General features: G+C 61.4%; 17 protein-coding genes. 7 read left to right on the top strand and 10 right to left on the bottom strand.

The window, feature by feature from the left end:
* The first annotated feature begins 9 nt into the window (after positions 1 to 9).
* Positions 10 to 1,050 carry a signal recognition particle-docking protein FtsY gene (ftsY, locus tag V0R37_RS08675; protein WP_420374406.1) on the top strand — a complete coding sequence of 347 codons (1,041 nt, stop codon included), beginning with the start codon at positions 10 to 12 and terminating at the stop codon, positions 1,048 to 1,050.
* Here ftsY and V0R37_RS08670 read toward each other — a convergent pair.
* On the bottom strand, positions 1,047 to 2,594 hold the full coding sequence (locus V0R37_RS08670) for a CYTH and CHAD domain-containing protein (protein WP_420374150.1): 1,548 nt from the start codon (positions 2,592 to 2,594) through the stop codon (positions 1,047 to 1,049). The two genes, ftsY and V0R37_RS08670, sit on opposite strands and share 4 nt — an antisense overlap.
* Positions 2,595 to 2,714: 120 nt before the next feature.
* Positions 2,715 to 3,533: an IclR family transcriptional regulator gene (locus V0R37_RS08665; protein WP_420374149.1), complete on the bottom strand. Its 819-nt coding sequence runs from the start codon at positions 3,531 to 3,533 to the stop codon at positions 2,715 to 2,717.
* A 198-nt stretch (positions 3,534 to 3,731) separates the two neighbouring features.
* On the opposite strand from V0R37_RS08665, the gene ribBA reads away from it, so the two are divergent.
* From ribBA to V0R37_RS08635, 6 genes are read left to right on the top strand one after another with little or no spacing between them, the layout of a single operon-like run.
* Positions 3,732 to 4,901, top strand: coding sequence for a bifunctional 3,4-dihydroxy-2-butanone-4-phosphate synthase/GTP cyclohydrolase II (gene ribBA, locus V0R37_RS08660; RefSeq protein WP_420374148.1), 1,170 nt, complete (start codon positions 3,732 to 3,734; stop codon positions 4,899 to 4,901).
* Between the two features lie 15 nt (positions 4,902 to 4,916).
* The gene (gene ribH, locus V0R37_RS08655; RefSeq protein ID WP_420374147.1) at positions 4,917 to 5,450 is read left to right on the top strand and encodes a 6,7-dimethyl-8-ribityllumazine synthase; all 534 of its coding nucleotides are present in this window, start codon (positions 4,917 to 4,919) and stop codon (positions 5,448 to 5,450) included.
* The gene (nusB, locus tag V0R37_RS08650; protein WP_420374146.1) at positions 5,437 to 5,937 is read left to right on the top strand and encodes a transcription antitermination factor NusB; all 501 of its coding nucleotides are present in this window, start codon (positions 5,437 to 5,439) and stop codon (positions 5,935 to 5,937) included. Before ribH ends, nusB begins: the two co-directional genes overlap by 14 nt.
* A gap of 8 nt (positions 5,938 to 5,945) precedes the next feature.
* On the top strand, positions 5,946 to 6,905 hold the full coding sequence (gene thiL, locus V0R37_RS08645) for a thiamine-phosphate kinase (protein ID WP_420374145.1): 960 nt from the start codon (positions 5,946 to 5,948) through the stop codon (positions 6,903 to 6,905).
* A gap of 28 nt (positions 6,906 to 6,933) precedes the next feature.
* A complete protein-coding gene (locus V0R37_RS08640; RefSeq protein ID WP_420374144.1) occupies positions 6,934 to 7,458 on the top strand; it encodes a phosphatidylglycerophosphatase A family protein in 525 nt (174 codons plus the stop codon).
* The gene (locus V0R37_RS08635) at positions 7,455 to 7,961 is read left to right on the top strand and encodes a CinA family protein (protein WP_420374143.1); all 507 of its coding nucleotides are present in this window, start codon (positions 7,455 to 7,457) and stop codon (positions 7,959 to 7,961) included. Before V0R37_RS08640 ends, V0R37_RS08635 begins: the two co-directional genes overlap by 4 nt.
* On the opposite strand, the gene pyrF is transcribed toward V0R37_RS08635, so the two are convergent.
* From pyrF to V0R37_RS08595, 8 genes are all read right to left on the bottom strand, one after another.
* The gene (pyrF, locus tag V0R37_RS08630) at positions 7,945 to 8,760 is read right to left on the bottom strand and encodes an orotidine-5'-phosphate decarboxylase (protein ID WP_420374142.1); all 816 of its coding nucleotides are present in this window, start codon (positions 8,758 to 8,760) and stop codon (positions 7,945 to 7,947) included. The two genes, V0R37_RS08635 and pyrF, sit on opposite strands and share 17 nt — an antisense overlap.
* Positions 8,761 to 8,812: 52 nt before the next feature.
* Positions 8,813 to 9,205 (bottom strand): diacylglycerol kinase, encoded by a 393-nt coding sequence (locus V0R37_RS08625; RefSeq protein ID WP_420374141.1) that lies wholly within the window; start codon positions 9,203 to 9,205, stop codon positions 8,813 to 8,815.
* A gap of 171 nt (positions 9,206 to 9,376) precedes the next feature.
* Positions 9,377 to 11,026: a chaperonin GroEL gene (gene groL / locus V0R37_RS08620; protein WP_420374140.1), complete on the bottom strand. Its 1,650-nt coding sequence runs from the start codon at positions 11,024 to 11,026 to the stop codon at positions 9,377 to 9,379.
* 30 nt (positions 11,027 to 11,056) lie between these two features.
* Positions 11,057 to 11,344: a co-chaperone GroES gene (locus V0R37_RS08615; protein ID WP_264131330.1), complete on the bottom strand. Its 288-nt coding sequence runs from the start codon at positions 11,342 to 11,344 to the stop codon at positions 11,057 to 11,059.
* Between the two features lie 325 nt (positions 11,345 to 11,669).
* Positions 11,670 to 12,422 carry an SDR family NAD(P)-dependent oxidoreductase gene (locus tag V0R37_RS08610; protein WP_420374139.1) on the bottom strand — a complete coding sequence of 251 codons (753 nt, stop codon included), beginning with the start codon at positions 12,420 to 12,422 and terminating at the stop codon, positions 11,670 to 11,672.
* Between the two features lie 54 nt (positions 12,423 to 12,476).
* A complete protein-coding gene (locus V0R37_RS08605) occupies positions 12,477 to 12,992 on the bottom strand; it encodes an Ohr family peroxiredoxin (RefSeq protein WP_420374138.1) in 516 nt (171 codons plus the stop codon).
* A gap of 19 nt (positions 12,993 to 13,011) precedes the next feature.
* The gene (locus V0R37_RS08600; RefSeq protein ID WP_420374137.1) at positions 13,012 to 13,767 is read right to left on the bottom strand and encodes an SDR family oxidoreductase; all 756 of its coding nucleotides are present in this window, start codon (positions 13,765 to 13,767) and stop codon (positions 13,012 to 13,014) included.
* A 114-nt stretch (positions 13,768 to 13,881) separates the two neighbouring features.
* The gene (locus tag V0R37_RS08595; protein ID WP_420374136.1) at positions 13,882 to 14,904 is read right to left on the bottom strand and encodes a LysR family transcriptional regulator; all 1,023 of its coding nucleotides are present in this window, start codon (positions 14,902 to 14,904) and stop codon (positions 13,882 to 13,884) included.
* Between the last annotated feature and the right edge of the window lie 41 nt (positions 14,905 to 14,945).

The raw sequence follows: 14,945 nt of genomic DNA, 5'->3' as shown, positions 1-14,945 counted from the left end.
TTGGGTCAGATGCCGCATGACGAGCCGTCCGCGACCGACGTGCCGCAAGCCTGGCTGGAACCTCCTGTGCAAGAGCGGGCGGAGGGGCTTGGCGCCGAGCCCGCCAGCGTCGATCCGGAGCCCACGGCGGCGCCGGAGAAAGGATCATGGCTGGTACGCCTTAAAAAAGGCCTGTCGCGCACGGGGCAGAGCATTGGCGGCCTTTTTGTCGGAGTCAAGGTCGACGAAGCCCTTTTCGAAGAGCTGGAAACGGCCCTGATCATGGCCGATGCGGGCATGGAGGCTACGCAGAAATTGTTGACCGCCCTGCGCGCCCATGTACGCAAGGAGCGCCTGGATGACGCCGCCCAGGTCAAGGCGGCCCTGTGCGACATATTGACCGACCATTTGGCGCCGCTGGAAAAGAAATTCCCCTTGGGGCAAGCCCAGCCCTTGATCGTGATGATTGCCGGAGTCAACGGAGCGGGCAAGACCACCTCTATCGGCAAGCTGGCCAATCACTTCCAGGCGCAAGGCGCCAAGGTCCTGCTGGCGGCGGGCGATACTTTTCGCGCGGCCGCGCGCGAGCAATTGATGGAATGGGGCGCGCGCAATAATGTGACGGTGATTGCGCAGGAAGGCGGCGATCCCGCGGCGGTCGCGTTCGATGCCGTGAATGCGGGGCGCGCCCGCGAAGCGGGTGTCGTCATGGTCGATACCGCCGGCCGCTTGCCCACGCAATTGCACCTGATGGAAGAGCTCAAGAAGATCAAGCGGGTCATCGGCAAGGCCGATGGAGCCGCGCCCCACGAAGTGCTGCTGGTCATCGACGGCAACACGGGGCAGAATGCCATTGCGCAGATTCGGGCCTTTGATGCCGCCATCAACCTGACTGGCCTGGTAGTGACCAAGCTGGACGGCACGGCCAAGGGTGGGACTTTGGCCGCGGTCGCGGCGGGAAGCCAGGGCGTGCGGCCCGTGCCGGTGTATTGGATAGGGGTGGGCGAAGGGCTTAACGACCTGCAGCCTTTTGTGGCCCGCGAATTTGCGGCCGCTTTACTGGGCGATTAGCGCGTTTTCAGCGGGCCGGCCTTGCTTAATTGCTTGAAGCTGGCCTGGGCTTCCGCTTGCTTGTGCTCTTGCGCGGCTTTCAGCCAGCCCAATGCAAACAGCGCATTGGGCTGCGAGGCGGCCAGGGCCTGGTAATGCGCCTGGGCCACGTACAGATCGTTCAGTTCGCCCAGTTTTTCCTGTGCCAGCGCCAGGGCGCCGCGGACGGCAAGCAGCCGTTTTCCCTTTAGCAGGCTGGATGAAAAATCCAGGCCGTAGCGCAAGCGTTTCACATCTTTGCGCAAGTCATGTTGCGCTTCGCCGGGCAATTGGCGGAAGTGTTCGCCGGCATCGCAAACCTGGGTCAGCCATTTGTTAAGCCGTCTGGCAAGCTGCCTGCCCAGCGTTCGAGAGGATTCGGAATCGGCATCCGCATCGCCGCCGCCGCGCTCAAGCAGGCGTTCAAGCAAAGTCAGCACAAAGGACTGGAATTCGGCGCTGGCCGCCAATGCGCGCATATCGTGCACACCGGTATCGAGCGCCACGGCGGTTTCGGACAAGGCGGGCATGCCCGCTTCGACCAGGCGCGGCGCAATGATCAACTGAACGATATCCTGGTCGCGCGTGTGGCCCAGCAGCGAAAAGTAGCGGCGCAACTCGTCCAGGGGCAAAGCCTCGTCAAGCCGGACCCACTTGCCGAAGAATTTCCAGCATGAGCGCAAGCGCCGCATGCCCACGCGCAATTGATGAACATAGCCGACGCGCATATCCTGATTCGCGTCGGGGCAGTCCACACCCGCCAGGAAGGCGGCATTGCGGATAATCTGACTCAGGCACTCGTTTGTGCATTGATGATAGGCTTGCTGCGTGCTTGCCGACGGTTCCAGCGTTACGGGTTCCGCTCGCCGCGCTTTCAGCAGTTGCGCCAGCACCGGCTCGGGAAGCCGCTTCAAGCCTTTGCGCGGGATGGCATCGCGGAATGTCCAGGCCGCCTGGGCCAGGGCGTCGCCGCGCTCCGCCTTGCTGCGAAGGTCTATGATCAAGCTGTACTTTTCCAGCCATTCGCGGCCCAGCCTGAACAGATTGGCAGCGTCGCCCGAAAGTTGCTCGAGCTCCAGTTCATGCACGGCAAGCTGCAGCCCGCCTGCCTTGATCCATCCCCGGTCGTAAGCAAGCTCGATGATGCCCTGGCCAGTGTCGTGCTGGAATGCCAGCCGGCTGACCTGCGTTTCGTAGCGCAGCGCCAGCGTCTTGCCCCATGGCGCCAACAAGGGCTCCAGAGGAGTACCGCGATAGACCGACAAATCCAGCTCGGGGCCGGGGCGTTCGTGGTTCGTTTCGATGCGGGATAGTTCGTCGGGCCCGGGCGCCTTGACGGTCTGCACCCATTGTTCGCCTTCCTGGCGCAGGCGCAGCGCTATCCCGGCCTTGGCCAGGTCGCGGTCTGCGGTGTCGAAATAGCGGGCATGCAAAGCAAGCTCCGCGGCGCCCCGTTGTTTCAGTTCTTCTTCCAGGCCTGCCCGGCTGGCTGCGGGCACGTGGAGTTTGAGTTCGCGTTCAAGCATTCGGGGTCCCAGGTAATCTGGCCGGATGATACCCGCTTTGACGCCGATTTGGATGACAGGTATATGACAAAGGCGCCGCTGCGTGCCCGGCAAGAAAGGCCGGGCCGGCGGCAGCCGCCGTCAGGACGGCGCAGGCCGGTATCCCAGTTGCCGCGAGATGTCCGCGGCGCATTGCCGCAGGGCTTGGGCGATGGGGCCGTCTTCGCTGGCGTCGAACAGGGAACTGGGGCCCAGGCTGGTCAATGCCAGCGAAATATTGCCGGAGTGATCGAAGACGGGCACCGACAGGGCGTCGATGCCAGGCAGAGGATTGCCCAGCGCGCGGGCGATGCCGGCGCGCCGCACGTCGGCGAGCAGGGCTTGCAGCGCGTCGGGACTGGGAAGCAGCGGACTGATGCTGGTCACGACCGCCTTATCGCCGATCTCGCGCTCGATGTAATGCTGGGCGATCTTGGGCGGCAGCCAGGCCGCGAACACATGGCCGGTGGCGGTATGCAGCATGGACATGACGGTGCCGTTGCGCATGTTGACATGCACGGGATAGCTGGCTTGCGAGATATGTATCATGGTCGGGCCGTGCGAACCCAACGCCGCAATGGCCAGGGTATGGCCTATTTTTCCGGCCAGTTGATTGGCATGGGGCAGGGCGACGCGCACGGGGTCCAGGCGCTGAAGGCTGACCAGGCCCATTTGCAGGGCGAAAGGCCCCAATTCGTACTGGCCGGTGGAGGCGTCCTGCTGGACCAGGCCGACGCGGGTGAAGCTGACCAGGTAGGGGTGCGCTTTGGCCGATGTCATTCCCGCGCGCGACGCCAGGTCGCGCAGTGTCAGGGGTACGCCCGCGTCGACCAGGGCCGCCAGCAGGGGAAAGCCGGTTTCCACGGATTGGATGCTGCGGCGTCCGTCTTGCGGGCCGGCGGTTTTTTTACTTCCGAGCATGATTGCTTTGCCTTTTAGCGTTGACAGGCCCTTGATGCGTTAGGGGCGATATTACCCGGCTTTGGCCATATGGGCGGAACACCGATCCGGCCGCCTGGCGCCCTGGCATCGAGCACGGCTTGCCGCTTCGGGCGACAATACAGTGCCGAGCCGCGTTCAGGCGTTAAAATGAGCCAACTTTCTACCGAGCCGAATGTTATGAGCAAGCCCTCCGATGCGGATTTGAGTCCGGTCCAGTCCTACGAAATATCACCTGTTCCCGAGATTGTCGCCGAGTTGCGCGCCGGCAGGCTAGTCATACTGGTCGATGAAGAAGACCGCGAGAACGAGGGCGACCTGGTGATGGCGGCTGAATTCGTTACCCCCGAGGCCATCAATTTCATGGTCACCCATGCGCGCGGCCTGGTGTGCCTGACTCTGACCGAAGAGCGCTGCCGCCAACTGGATCTGCCCCTCATGGCAAGCCGCAATGGCACCCGTTTCGGCACCAACTTCACCATGTCGATCGAGGCGGCTGAAGGGGTGGAGACCGGCATTTCCGCAGCGGACCGTGCCCGTACCATTCAGATGGCGGTGGCGCGCGACGCCAAGCCGGCCGACCTGGTCCAGCCGGGCCATATTTTTCCGGTGCAGGCCGTGCGCGGCGGCGTTCTGGTGCGTGCCGGCCATACCGAGGCGGGCTGCGATCTGACGGCGCTGGCGGGACTGACGCCCGCCGCCGTCATCTGCGAAATACTGAAGCCCGATGGCACCATGGCGCGTCTGCCCGACCTGAAGGTCTTCGCGCAAGAACATGGCTTGAAGATCGGCACGATCGCCGACCTTATCCAGTACCGCAGCGAGCACGAATCCATGGTCGAGCGCCTGGCCAGCCGCCAGGTGCAGACAGCCTGGGGCGAATTCCAGGCGGTCGCCTACCGCGACCTGGCCTCGGGCGCCCTGCATCTGGCCCTGGCGCATGGCTCCATTACCCCCGAGTCCGAGACACTGGTGCGGGTGCACGAGCCGACCAGCCTCATCGATGTCCTGTTCGAGGGCGCCACGGCGCATAGCTGGAGCGTGCCCAATGCCCTCAAGGCGATCGCACAGGCTCCATCCGGCTTGCTGATCCTTATGAATTGCCAGGGCGACTCGGAATTGCTGTTCAGCCAGTTTGATGCCTGGAACCATGAATCGGCGCCCGAGGCGCCGGTTTCCGACCGCGAAAGCCGCTATGGCTTGCGCACCTACGGTATTGGTGCGCAGATCATGCGCGATCTTAATGTAGGGAAGGCGCGCCTTCTGGCCCGCCCAAGAAAAATGCCGAGCATGGCCGGCTTTTCCCTGACCATAACGGGTTACGATAGTGAACCTTCTGCCACCCCTTAACTGGAATTACTGACTATGAACCCTTACACTCTGTCCCCCGACCTGAACGGGGAAGGTCTGCATATAGGGATTGTCCGGTCCCGTTTCAACGAAGAAATCGGCCAGGCCGAGCTCGAGTCATGCCTTGCCGAATTGGCTGAACTGGGCGTGGACGAGCGCGATGTCATGCTGGTTACCGTGCCGGGCGCGCTGGAATTGGGCGTCACCTTGGCGCAGATGGCCGAAACATTCGAGTTCGACGCGCTGATTGCCCTTGGCGCCGTCATCCGCGGCGAAACCTATCATTTCGAAATCGTCAGCAACGAAAGCGCATCGGCGATCAGCCGCGTGGCGCTCGAAACAGGCATTCCCGTGGCCAATGGCGTTCTGACCACCGACACCGACGAGCAGGCGCAAGAGCGCGCTGCGGAGAAGGGTCGCGATTGCGCGCGCAGCGCGGTTGAAATGGCCAATCTGGTGGCGGCTCTCGAGCCGGAAACCGATGACGACGAAGACTACGACGAGGATGAAGACGAAGACGACGAGGACGAAGATTTTGACGACAAGTAGAACACCGGCTGCGCCGGCGGGCGCAGCCGCCCGCGGCAACAGCCGCAGCGCCCGCCGGCGCGCGCGCGAATTCGCCTTGCAGGGCGTGTACGCCTGGTTGCTGCGCGGCGATGCCGGCCTGCAGGATGCCGGCGAAATCGACGCGCACATCCGCGACGATGACGAATTCCAGGAAGCGGATGCAACCTGGTTCAAAACGCTGTTGCATGGCGTCCTGCGCGAAGCGCCCGCATTGCGCGAACGCTTCATGCCTTATGTGGACAGGCCTCTTGAAGAGCTCTCGCCCATCGAGCATGGTATTTTGCTGATCGGCAGCTTCGAGCTCATCCATCACATCGAAGTCCCCTACAAAGTGGCCATCAACGAAGCGGTCGAGCTGGCCAAATCGTTTGGCGGCACCGACGGCTTCAAGTTCGTGAATGGGGTGCTCGACAAGATGGTGGCCGACGTCCGACCCGACGAGGTTCAAGCCGCCACGCGCCGCTAGAGGACCTGTTGAATAACGAGTTCGACCTCATCGCGCGTTATTTTTCCCGTCCCGCGCCACCCGGCATCCTGGGAGGCGGCGACGATTGCGCGCTGGTGACGGTGGAGCCTGGCTATCAGCTGGCATGCAGCACCGACCTTCTGATTGAGGGCCGGCATTTCTTTTCCGATGTCGACCCCGCATCCCTTGGCCACAAGGCGCTGGCGGTCAACCTGTCGGACCTGGCCGCCATGGGAGCCCAGCCGCTGGGCTGCCTGCTTAGCCTGTCCTTGCCGGTCGTGGATCATGATTGGCTTGCCGCATTCTCGGGCGGCTTTCATGCTCTGGCCGATCAGGCGCGGTGTCCCTTGATTGGCGGCGACACGACGCGCAGTGTTGCTGGCGTCGTCATCAACGTTACCGTCATGGGGCAGGTCAGGCCGCAAGAAGCCTTGTTGCGGTCGGGCGCCAAGCCGGACGATGATATCTGGGTGACCGGTACGCTGGGCGCAGCCGATATCGCCTTGCGTTTATTGCAGGGTTCCCTGCCCGGCAATCCAGCCTTGCTGGCCGCAACGCGGCCTGCCCTTGAGCGGCCTTTGCCGCCGTGGCGATTTGCGGAAACATTGGCGGGCGTCGCGCACTCGGCGCTGGATATTTCGGACGGCTTGTTGCAGGATCTCGGACATATCCTCGACGCCAGCGCCTGCGGCGCTGAACTGGATTACGATGCGCTGCCTGTCGATCCCGTCTTGGGGGAACTGGATGACGCGCTGCTGCGGGCGGCCGTCCTGGCTGGCGGCGATGTTTATCAGTTATGCTTTACCGCGGCGCGGGACCGGCGCCCGCTCATCCAGCAATTGGCCGACCAGGCGTCTGTGCGCGTCACGCGCGTGGGCCGGATAACCGGCCGGGCCGGGCTGGTGACAAAAGATGCGCAAGGCAATCCCATTACCGTGGCCGCCGGCGGCTTCGATCATTTTTCGTGAATTTCCCGCGGATAAAATAAGATATCGTATGCCGTCCCCCGATCATCCCTCCGACACTCAAGAAGCACCCCCGCCAACGACGGCCTGGGTATTCCACTCCTTTCCCCGCATGCTTTCCTTCGGGTTCGGCAGCGGCCTGATCCGTCCCGCTCCCGGCACCTGGGGCACGCTGCTGGCATGGTTGTTGTGGGCGCTGGCCATTTCCCGCCTGCCCGACTTCTACATCGGCGCGGCGCTCTTGGGGTCCTTCGCGCTGGGTTGCTGGGCCTGCCACAGGGTCGGCAAGGAAATGGGACGTCCCGATCACGGAGGCATGGTCTGGGACGAGATCGTCGCTTTCTGGCTGGTGCTTTGGCTGACGCCCGATACTTTTGGCGCCCAGTTGCTGGCCTTCGTGGTGTTCCGCCTGTTCGACATCGTGAAGCCGCCGCCCATCCACTTCTTTGATAGCCATTTCAAGAATGGCTTCGGCGTCATGTGGGACGATATCGTGGCGGCGGCATATAGCTTGCTGCTTATCGCCATCCTGGTCAGACTCGAGGTGTTTCTATGATGGTCAACGACTCGCCGGCACAGGCTCCGCAACTGGGCCAATTATTGATCGATCGCGGCTGGATGTTTGCCTGCGCCGAATCCTGCACCGGCGGATTGCTGGCCGCCGCGATGACGGACACGCCCGGCTCCAGCCAGTGGTTCGATCGCGGCTTCGTCACCTACAGCAATGCGGCCAAAGTCGAGCAATTGCGAGTCAATGTGGATACGCTGGAGCGCTTTGGAGCGGTCAGCGAGGAAACCGCCATGGAAATGGCGGCCGGTGTGCTGTCCGCCGCCCAGCTATCGCAATTTGCCATCTCCACCACCGGCATTGCCGGCCCCGATGGCGGCACCCCCGGCAAGCCGGTGGGCATGGTGTGCTTCGGTTTTGCGCAGCGCGCATCGCAAGGGGTGGTCACTCGCGCCATGACCAAGATATTCGAAGGCGATCGCACGCAGATCCGCCATGCCTCGGTAGCCTTCGCGTTAAATACGGCGATTGCCCTTATCGGGCAGCATTGATCGCATCGCGGGTCGATCGCGCCGCCAGCGCCGCCGCCTCGCGCCAATCGTCTCCGCCGCTGGCATACAGAATGGCGCGCGACGAATTGATCATCATTCCTGTTCCCCGGCTATCGCATCCCGCCTTCACCGTGGCGGGAATGTCGCCGCCTTGAGCCCCGATTCCAGGAACCAGCAGCGGCATGTCGCCAACGCGCTCGCGAACCTTTGCGATTTCTTCAGGAAATGTGGCGCCCACAACCAAGGCGCATTGGCCGTTGGTGTTCCAGCGCTCGGCGGCCAGGCTGGCCACATGCAGGTATAGGGGAGTCCCGTCGCCAGCCGTCACGAACTGCAGATCGGAACCGCCCTTGTTCGATGTGCGGCACAGGATGATCACGCCTTTGCTGTCCCAGGCCAGGTAGGGTTCCAGGGAATCGAAGCCCATGTAGGGATTGACCGTTACGGCGTCGGCCTGATAGCGCTCGAATGCCTCCAGGGCATACTGTTCGGCGGTCGAGCCGATATCGCCCCGCTTGGCATCCAGGATGATGGGCAGACCGGGGTGCTGTGCACGGACATAGTCGCACAGGGCTTCCAATTGGTCTTCGGCGCGCTGCGCCGAAAAATAGGCGATCTGCGGTTTGATTGCACAGGCGTATTGGGAGGTCACATCGACGATGGCGCGGCAGAATTCGTAAATGGCATCCGGACGGCCCTGCAATTCGGCGGGGAAGCGTTGAGGATCGGGATCCAGTCCCACTGTCAGCATCGAGCCGCTTGTGGCCCAGGCCTGGTCGAGTTTTTGCGTGAAGGTCATGAGAAACTTTGTGAAATTGTGCCGTGGGGGTACCGCCGGGAATTATAGGCGGCTAGCTTGCCAGGAAGTGCGAGGCGATCACGGTCAGCCACACCAGGGTGCCGAATACGATGGACAGCATGACCGCGGCGCTGCCCAGGTCCTTGGCGCGGCCTATCAGTGGATGATTGTCCAGCGTGATGGTGTCGGCAAGCGCCTCCAGTCCGGAATTCAGCAGTTCGACGATCAGCACGAAGAACAAGGTGCCCAGCAGCATGAGCACTTCGCCCAGGCTGCGGCCCAGCCAGATCGCAACCGGCGCCAGCACCGCCACCAGCAGCAGTTCTTGCCGGAAGGCCGCTTCATGCCGGAAGGCCGCGCCCAATCCTTGGGCCGAGTAGCGCAGCGCATTAACCAGGCGGCCCAGGCCGCCTTTGCTTTTATAGGGAGATTGATTCGAAGTCATAGGGCCAGGGTAGCGCAGCGGGGCCGCGTTGAAAGTCGACGCTGCATTATAGGTTTTTTGTTGTGTCCGCTTTGCGTAAGTGGCGCAAATGAAAAAGCCTCCGACGGATCGGAGGCTTTGAACTGCATGCCCGGGCGCGAGCCCGGGCCGGGGAAATGGAGAGGCAGTGGCTTAGAAGCCGCCCATGCCGCCCATACCACCCATGCCGCCCATGTCGGGCATACCGCCACCAGCAGGCTTGTCTTCCACGATTTCGGCCACAGCGGCTTCGGTCGTGAGCAACAGGCTGGCAACCGATGCCGCGTTTTGCAGCGCGGTGCGGGTAACCTTGGTGGGGTCCAGAACGCCTTGCTCGACCAGGTCGCCGTACTCGCCGGTAGCGGCGTTGTAGCCGTAGTTGCCTTTGCCGTTTGCCACGTTGTTGACCACAACGCTAGGCTCGTCGCCCGCGTTTGCAACAATGGTGCGCAGCGGAGCTTCAACAGCGCGCAGGACCAGCTTGATGCCGGCTTCCTGGTCGACGTTGTCGCCCTTCAGCTTGGCAATGGCTTCCTTGGCGCGGATAAGAGCAACACCGCCTCCAGGAACAATACCTTCTTCGACAGCGGCGCGCGTAGCATGCAGGGCATCTTCAACGCGTGCTTTCTTTTCCTTCATTTCGACTTCGGTGGCGGCACCGACGCGAATCACGGCAACGCCGCCTGCCAGCTTGGCAACGCGTTCTTGCAGTTTTTCACGGTCGTAGTCGGACGTGGCTTCTTCGATTTGCACGCGGATTTGCTTGACGCGGGCTTCGATGGACTTGCTGTCGCCAGCGCCGTCGATAACGATGGTGTTTTCCTTGCCGACTTCAATGCGCTTGGCCTGGCCCAGATCTTCCAGCGCGGCTTTTTCAAGCGACATGCCGGTTTCTTCCGAGATGACGACGCCGCCGGTCAGGATGGCGATGTCTTCCAGCATGGCCTTGCGACGATCGCCAAAGCCAGGAGCCTTGACAGCAGTCGTTTTCAGGATGCCGCGGATGTTGTTGACAACCAGAGTGGCCAGAGCTTCGCCTTCGACGTCTTCAGCCACGATCAGCAGGGGACGGCTGGACTTGGCAACTTGTTCCAGGATGGGCAGCAGGTCGCGGATGTTGCTGATTTTCTTGTCGAAAATCAGGACATACGGATCTTCCAGCACGGAAACTTGCTTGTCGGGGTTGTTGATGAAGTAGGGCGACAGGTAGCCGCGGTCGAATTGCATGCCTTCGACGACGTCCAGCTCGTTGTCCAGCGACTTGCCGTCTTCAACGGTAATGACGCCTTCCTTGCCGACCTTGTCCATCGCATTGGCGATGATTTCGCCAATCGAGGAATCGCTGTTGGCCGAAATGGAGCCGACCTGGGCGATTTCCTTGCTGGTGGTGCAAGGCTTGGACAGTTTCTTCAGTTCGTCGACGGCAACGGCAACAGCCTTGTCGATACCGCGCTTCAGGTCCATGGGGTTGATGCCGGCGGCAACGTACTTCAGGCCTTCTTCAACGATGGACTGGGCCAGGACGGTAGCCGTGGTGGTGCCGTCGCCAGCGTTGTCGGAGGTCTTGGAAGCGACTTCCTTGACCAACTGGGCGCCGATGTTTTCGAATTTGTCTTTCAGTTCGATTTCTTTGGCAACCGACACGCCGTCTTTAGTGACGGTGGGTGCGCCGAAAGAGCGATCCAGAACGACGTTGCGACCCTTGGGGCCCAACGTGGTCTTCACAGCATTGGCGAGAATGTTTACGCCACGGACGATGCGCACACGTGCGTCGTCGCCGAATAAAACTTGTTTAGCAGCCATTGTAAAATTCCTTGATTGATTCGGGTGTGATTACAGAACCACGGCGAGGATTTCTTCCTCGCGGATGACGAGAACTTCTTCGCCATCGACCTTGACCGTTTGGCCGGCGTATTTGCCGAACAGAACCTTGTCGCCCACTTTCAGGTCAACAGGCTGAACTTTGCCGTCGTCGGACCGTTTGCCGGGACCAACAGCAATGACTTCACCCTGATCGGGCTTTTCAGCGGCGCTTTCAGGGATGACGATACCCGAGGCAGTTGTGCGCTCGTTGTCCAGACGCTTGACGATCACGCGATCGTGCAAAGGACGCAGTGCCATGGAGGAACTCCTGTTCAATAAATGATTAATCAATAGGCAGAGGGGCGATGTTAGCACTCAACCCCTTCGAGTGCTAATTATAAGGACGAAGCCGGGATCTTCAAGAGGGGGGAGGGAGAATGTTGCATTTGGCAACATTTGTTGTCGATTGCCACTGAGTTTGCAAATTACGGTGGCAAAATTGCCAAGCTAAGTGACGTATGCCCCCAGAAGTTACAAACTCAACGTTCAACGAGTGACAAACTCAAAAACCAACACAGTCGTAATTCGTTGATTTTTCATCAGGCCTCTTGCGCAATCCCGATGGCATAGCGGCTGACCCTTATCAGCTCACATTAAGCCCGCCGTCAACGGTAAACACTTGGCCGGTGATCCAGGCCGCGTCGGGGGACGCCAGCGAAACGATCCAGCCGGCAACATCTTCGGGTAATCCGCGTCTGCCCAACGGAATGCGGGCGCGTTCGCTCGCCTTGACGCTTTCGATCTGTTCGGCCGAGAGTTTCATTCTCTCGGACAGGAAGTCGGTTTCCGTGGGGCCAGCCGCAACGGCGTTCACTCGTATGCCATCAGGGGCAAGCTCAAGCGCCCAGCACCGGGTCAAGTGCTCCAGCGCCGCCTTGCTGGCTGCGTAGTGCGATAGCGCCGCTCCGGCCTTGTGTCCAAAAGTGCTTGATACGTTGACGATGTTGCCGGCGGACTGCTTCAAATGAGGAAGCGCGGCGCTTGCCAGCAAGGAAGGCCCGATGACATTGACGGAGAAAATTTCGTTGATTTGAGCAAAACCAGCATCCGGCAAGGGCAGGATGGCTCCGGCTCCGGCATTGTTGACCAGCACGTCCAGGCGCCCGTATCGATGCACCACCTCGTCTATGGTCCGAGCGGCATCGCTTGGATTGCCGGCATCGGCCACCACATAGCCCAGGCCGGGAGTGGCATGGACCGCCTGCGTCAATGCAGCTTGCCTGCGTCCGGTGATGATGACGCGTGCGCCATGGCGGACAAATTTTTCCGCCGCGCGCAGGCCGATGCCGGCGCCGCCGCCGGTCACCAGTACTACCTGGTTTTCGAATTGGTTCATAAGAATGCTAAAAAAAAGAGATTGATGTTGTTGAGTTGCGGGATACGGGCGTGGCTATCGCTTGTCAGTCAGATCCGAACGCACCAGCGCCACAACATTCCTTATCCCGTTGCGTGCCATCTTGGTATACGGGCAATAGCGCTCGGTATGACGAACCAGCTCTTCGGCAATGGCTCTTTCCACGCCGGGCAGGCGAATGCGCGTATACGCGGTCAGCACGAACAAGCCGTCCATGGGATCGCGGCTGAAATCGACCGTGACTTCCACCGAGCTGCCGGGAATGGGGATTTCGGCCTGCGCCGCCAGCAGACTCAGGGCGCCGTGGAAGCAGGCGGCGTATCCGGCCGCGAACAATTGCTCCGGGTTGGTGCCTCCTCCGGGTCCGCCTAGCGCCTTGGGCAGGCGCAGATGCACATTCAGATTGCCGTCGTCCGAGCGCGCAACACCCGACGCCCGTCCATGGCCCGATTCGCCTCCCGTAACGATGACGGTGGCCGAGTACAGGGCTTGTGTGTCGTGCCCGCGATATCTGTCCAGCAGGGATAAGGGCGGGGCTTGCAATTTGGCCATGATAGGCGGCGTCCGCCTGTTACCTCGACACTTTGGATTGGGCGAACCAGGTATCGAAATTCATCGCACCCAGGCGTGGATTGGCGCCTGGAAGAAGGGTATCGTCCTTGAGTTCCGCGCCAAAGTACCGGGCTTGCACATCTTCCACCACCTTGCGGGGATCGGAGCTTGCTTCCAGGTAGCGCCGTACCAGCTCGGAAAGCTTTACGCGCTCCGGGCCGGCGATTTCCACGATCCCGTTGCGCGGCTCGCCGACCGCATAATCCGCGACGGCCGCGGCGACATCGTCAGATGAGATAGGCTGGAAAAAGGACGGGGATATCCGGATGGTTTCCCCCATGCCGCCGGCCTGCGCGATGCCGCCAAGGAACTCGAAGAATTGCGTGGACTGGACGATGGTGTAGGGCACACCCGACTCGCGTATCAGTTTTTCCTGGGCGATCTTGCCGCGGAAGTAGCCGCTGTCCGCCAGGCGATCGGTTCCGACGACGGAAAGCGCGACATGGTGCTGTACATCGGCTGCAACCTCGGCGGCGAACAGATTCCGGCCCGATGTTTCGAAGAACTCAAGGACGTCCTTGTCCGCAAAGGAAGGCGAGTTCGCAAGATCAACCACGACATCGGTGCCCGCCATCGCTTGCGCCAGGCCTTCGCCTGTGATGGTGTTGATGCCCGTGGCGGGGGAGGCCGCAATGACCTGATGCCCTTGCGCTTGCAGAGTCTTGACCACTTTGCTGCCGATGAGTCCGGTGCCTCCAATGACGACGATTTTCATGGCGTTCTCCTGATGGTGATGTGTGTAGGAAAAATTGTAGGATTGGCTCCGCCCCGGCGGTAGGGCCGCAGTGGGCCTCACGGTGTTGCATCAGGAGCATCAATGGAGCGGCCCTCAGGCCGCGTTGATGCTCGTCAGGATGGGCGGGCATTGCAGATCAAGCGAGCGTATTTGTTCGGTGATGTGTTCGACGAACACGCGGATTCTCGCGGGCAGCTGTTTGCGGCTGAGATAGCAAAGATAATGGCCGCCATCATCGGGGGCATGCTGCGCAAGGCAGGCGACCAGTTTCTTGTCACGGAGCAAATCGCACACCAGATAGGCGGGAAGCTGGGCGATCCCTTGATCCCGCAGTACCGCCTGCAACATCAAGTCCAGATCGTTGAAGGTGTGCCGGGCTGGCGGCTGATGCTTCTTGGCAAAGCCGTCGATCTTGAATTCCCATTCGCGGGCGCGGCCCGACGCTGTCCGAAAATTGATGCAGCGGTGCTTGGCCAAGTCGTCCATATGGCGCGGAAGGCCGTAAGCTTTTGCATATCCCGGCGAGGCGCATACGACCATCTGCATGGGAATCAACTGCCGTGCGACGATGTCGCTGTCTTCCATTCGACCGTCCCGAAAGGATACGTCTATGCGATCCGCGGTGAAATCGGCAGGGCGCTCGTCCAGCAGAAGCTCCAGCGTGATATCCGGGTACTGCGCATGAAAATCTTGCAGCAGCGGGGCGATTACCTTGCGTCCAAAACCGGGCGTCGATTGGATGCGCAGATGGCCTCGTGGAGGGCCGTTGCGCAATTCGCGCATGTCTTCCAGAGCCTGAACGATACGCGCCACGCCGGGCTGGCAGTTTTCGTAGAACAGTTCGCCTTCGCGGGTCAGCGATGTGCTGCGTGTCGTGCGATGGAACAGGCGGGCATCAAGTTGCGCTTCCAGCTTCTGCACGCTCCGGCTGACCGCCGAGCGGCCTATGCCCAGGCGATCGCTGGCCTTGGAAAAGCTGCCTTCGTCGGCCACGGCCAGAAAGGCGACAACACCCGCGTAGCTGGTGACAAAGCTGCCCGCTAAAGGATCCGCCGCGCCAGAGGCGGGGTGGCGCGAGCGTACGCCGGGCAATGAGGGGCAAGTCCTGGTTTCCATACTGTGCTAGACGTATGGGAGCCGTGCCGTGTGACATTGCC

It is taken from the genome of Pollutimonas rozaliensis, assembly GCF_048751585.1.
Classification (GTDB): domain Bacteria; phylum Pseudomonadota; class Gammaproteobacteria; order Burkholderiales; family Burkholderiaceae_B.
The sequence above is the reverse complement of the archived record's forward strand: the minus strand, read 5'-3'. Positions and strand labels throughout refer to the sequence as shown.

Excerpts from the sequence above, each read along its gene's own strand:
- ftsY (WP_420374406.1), top strand. The coding sequence starts at position 10 with ATGCCGCATGACGAGCCGTCCGCGACCGACGTGCCGCAAGCCTGGCTG.
- V0R37_RS08670 (WP_420374150.1), bottom strand. The coding sequence starts at position 2,594 with ATGCTTGAACGCGAACTCAAACTCCACGTGCCCGCAGCCAGCCGGGCA.
- V0R37_RS08665 (WP_420374149.1), bottom strand. The coding sequence starts at position 3,533 with ATGCTCGGAAGTAAAAAAACCGCCGGCCCGCAAGACGGACGCCGCAGC.
- ribBA (WP_420374148.1), top strand. The coding sequence starts at position 3,732 with ATGAGCAAGCCCTCCGATGCGGATTTGAGTCCGGTCCAGTCCTACGAA.
- ribH (WP_420374147.1), top strand. The coding sequence starts at position 4,917 with ATGAACCCTTACACTCTGTCCCCCGACCTGAACGGGGAAGGTCTGCAT.
- V0R37_RS08640 (WP_420374144.1), top strand. The coding sequence starts at position 6,934 with ATGCCGTCCCCCGATCATCCCTCCGACACTCAAGAAGCACCCCCGCCA.
- V0R37_RS08635 (WP_420374143.1), top strand. The coding sequence starts at position 7,455 with ATGATGGTCAACGACTCGCCGGCACAGGCTCCGCAACTGGGCCAATTA.
- pyrF (WP_420374142.1), bottom strand. The coding sequence starts at position 8,760 with ATGACCTTCACGCAAAAACTCGACCAGGCCTGGGCCACAAGCGGCTCG.
- V0R37_RS08625 (WP_420374141.1), bottom strand. The coding sequence starts at position 9,205 with ATGACTTCGAATCAATCTCCCTATAAAAGCAAAGGCGGCCTGGGCCGC.
- groL (WP_420374140.1), bottom strand. The coding sequence starts at position 11,026 with ATGGCTGCTAAACAAGTTTTATTCGGCGACGACGCACGTGTGCGCATC.
- V0R37_RS08615 (WP_264131330.1), bottom strand. The coding sequence starts at position 11,344 with ATGGCACTGCGTCCTTTGCACGATCGCGTGATCGTCAAGCGTCTGGAC.
- V0R37_RS08610 (WP_420374139.1), bottom strand. The coding sequence starts at position 12,422 with ATGAACCAATTCGAAAACCAGGTAGTACTGGTGACCGGCGGCGGCGCC.
- V0R37_RS08605 (WP_420374138.1), bottom strand. The coding sequence starts at position 12,992 with ATGGCCAAATTGCAAGCCCCGCCCTTATCCCTGCTGGACAGATATCGC.
- V0R37_RS08600 (WP_420374137.1), bottom strand. The coding sequence starts at position 13,767 with ATGAAAATCGTCGTCATTGGAGGCACCGGACTCATCGGCAGCAAAGTG.
- V0R37_RS08595 (WP_420374136.1), bottom strand. The coding sequence starts at position 14,904 with ATGGAAACCAGGACTTGCCCCTCATTGCCCGGCGTACGCTCGCGCCAC.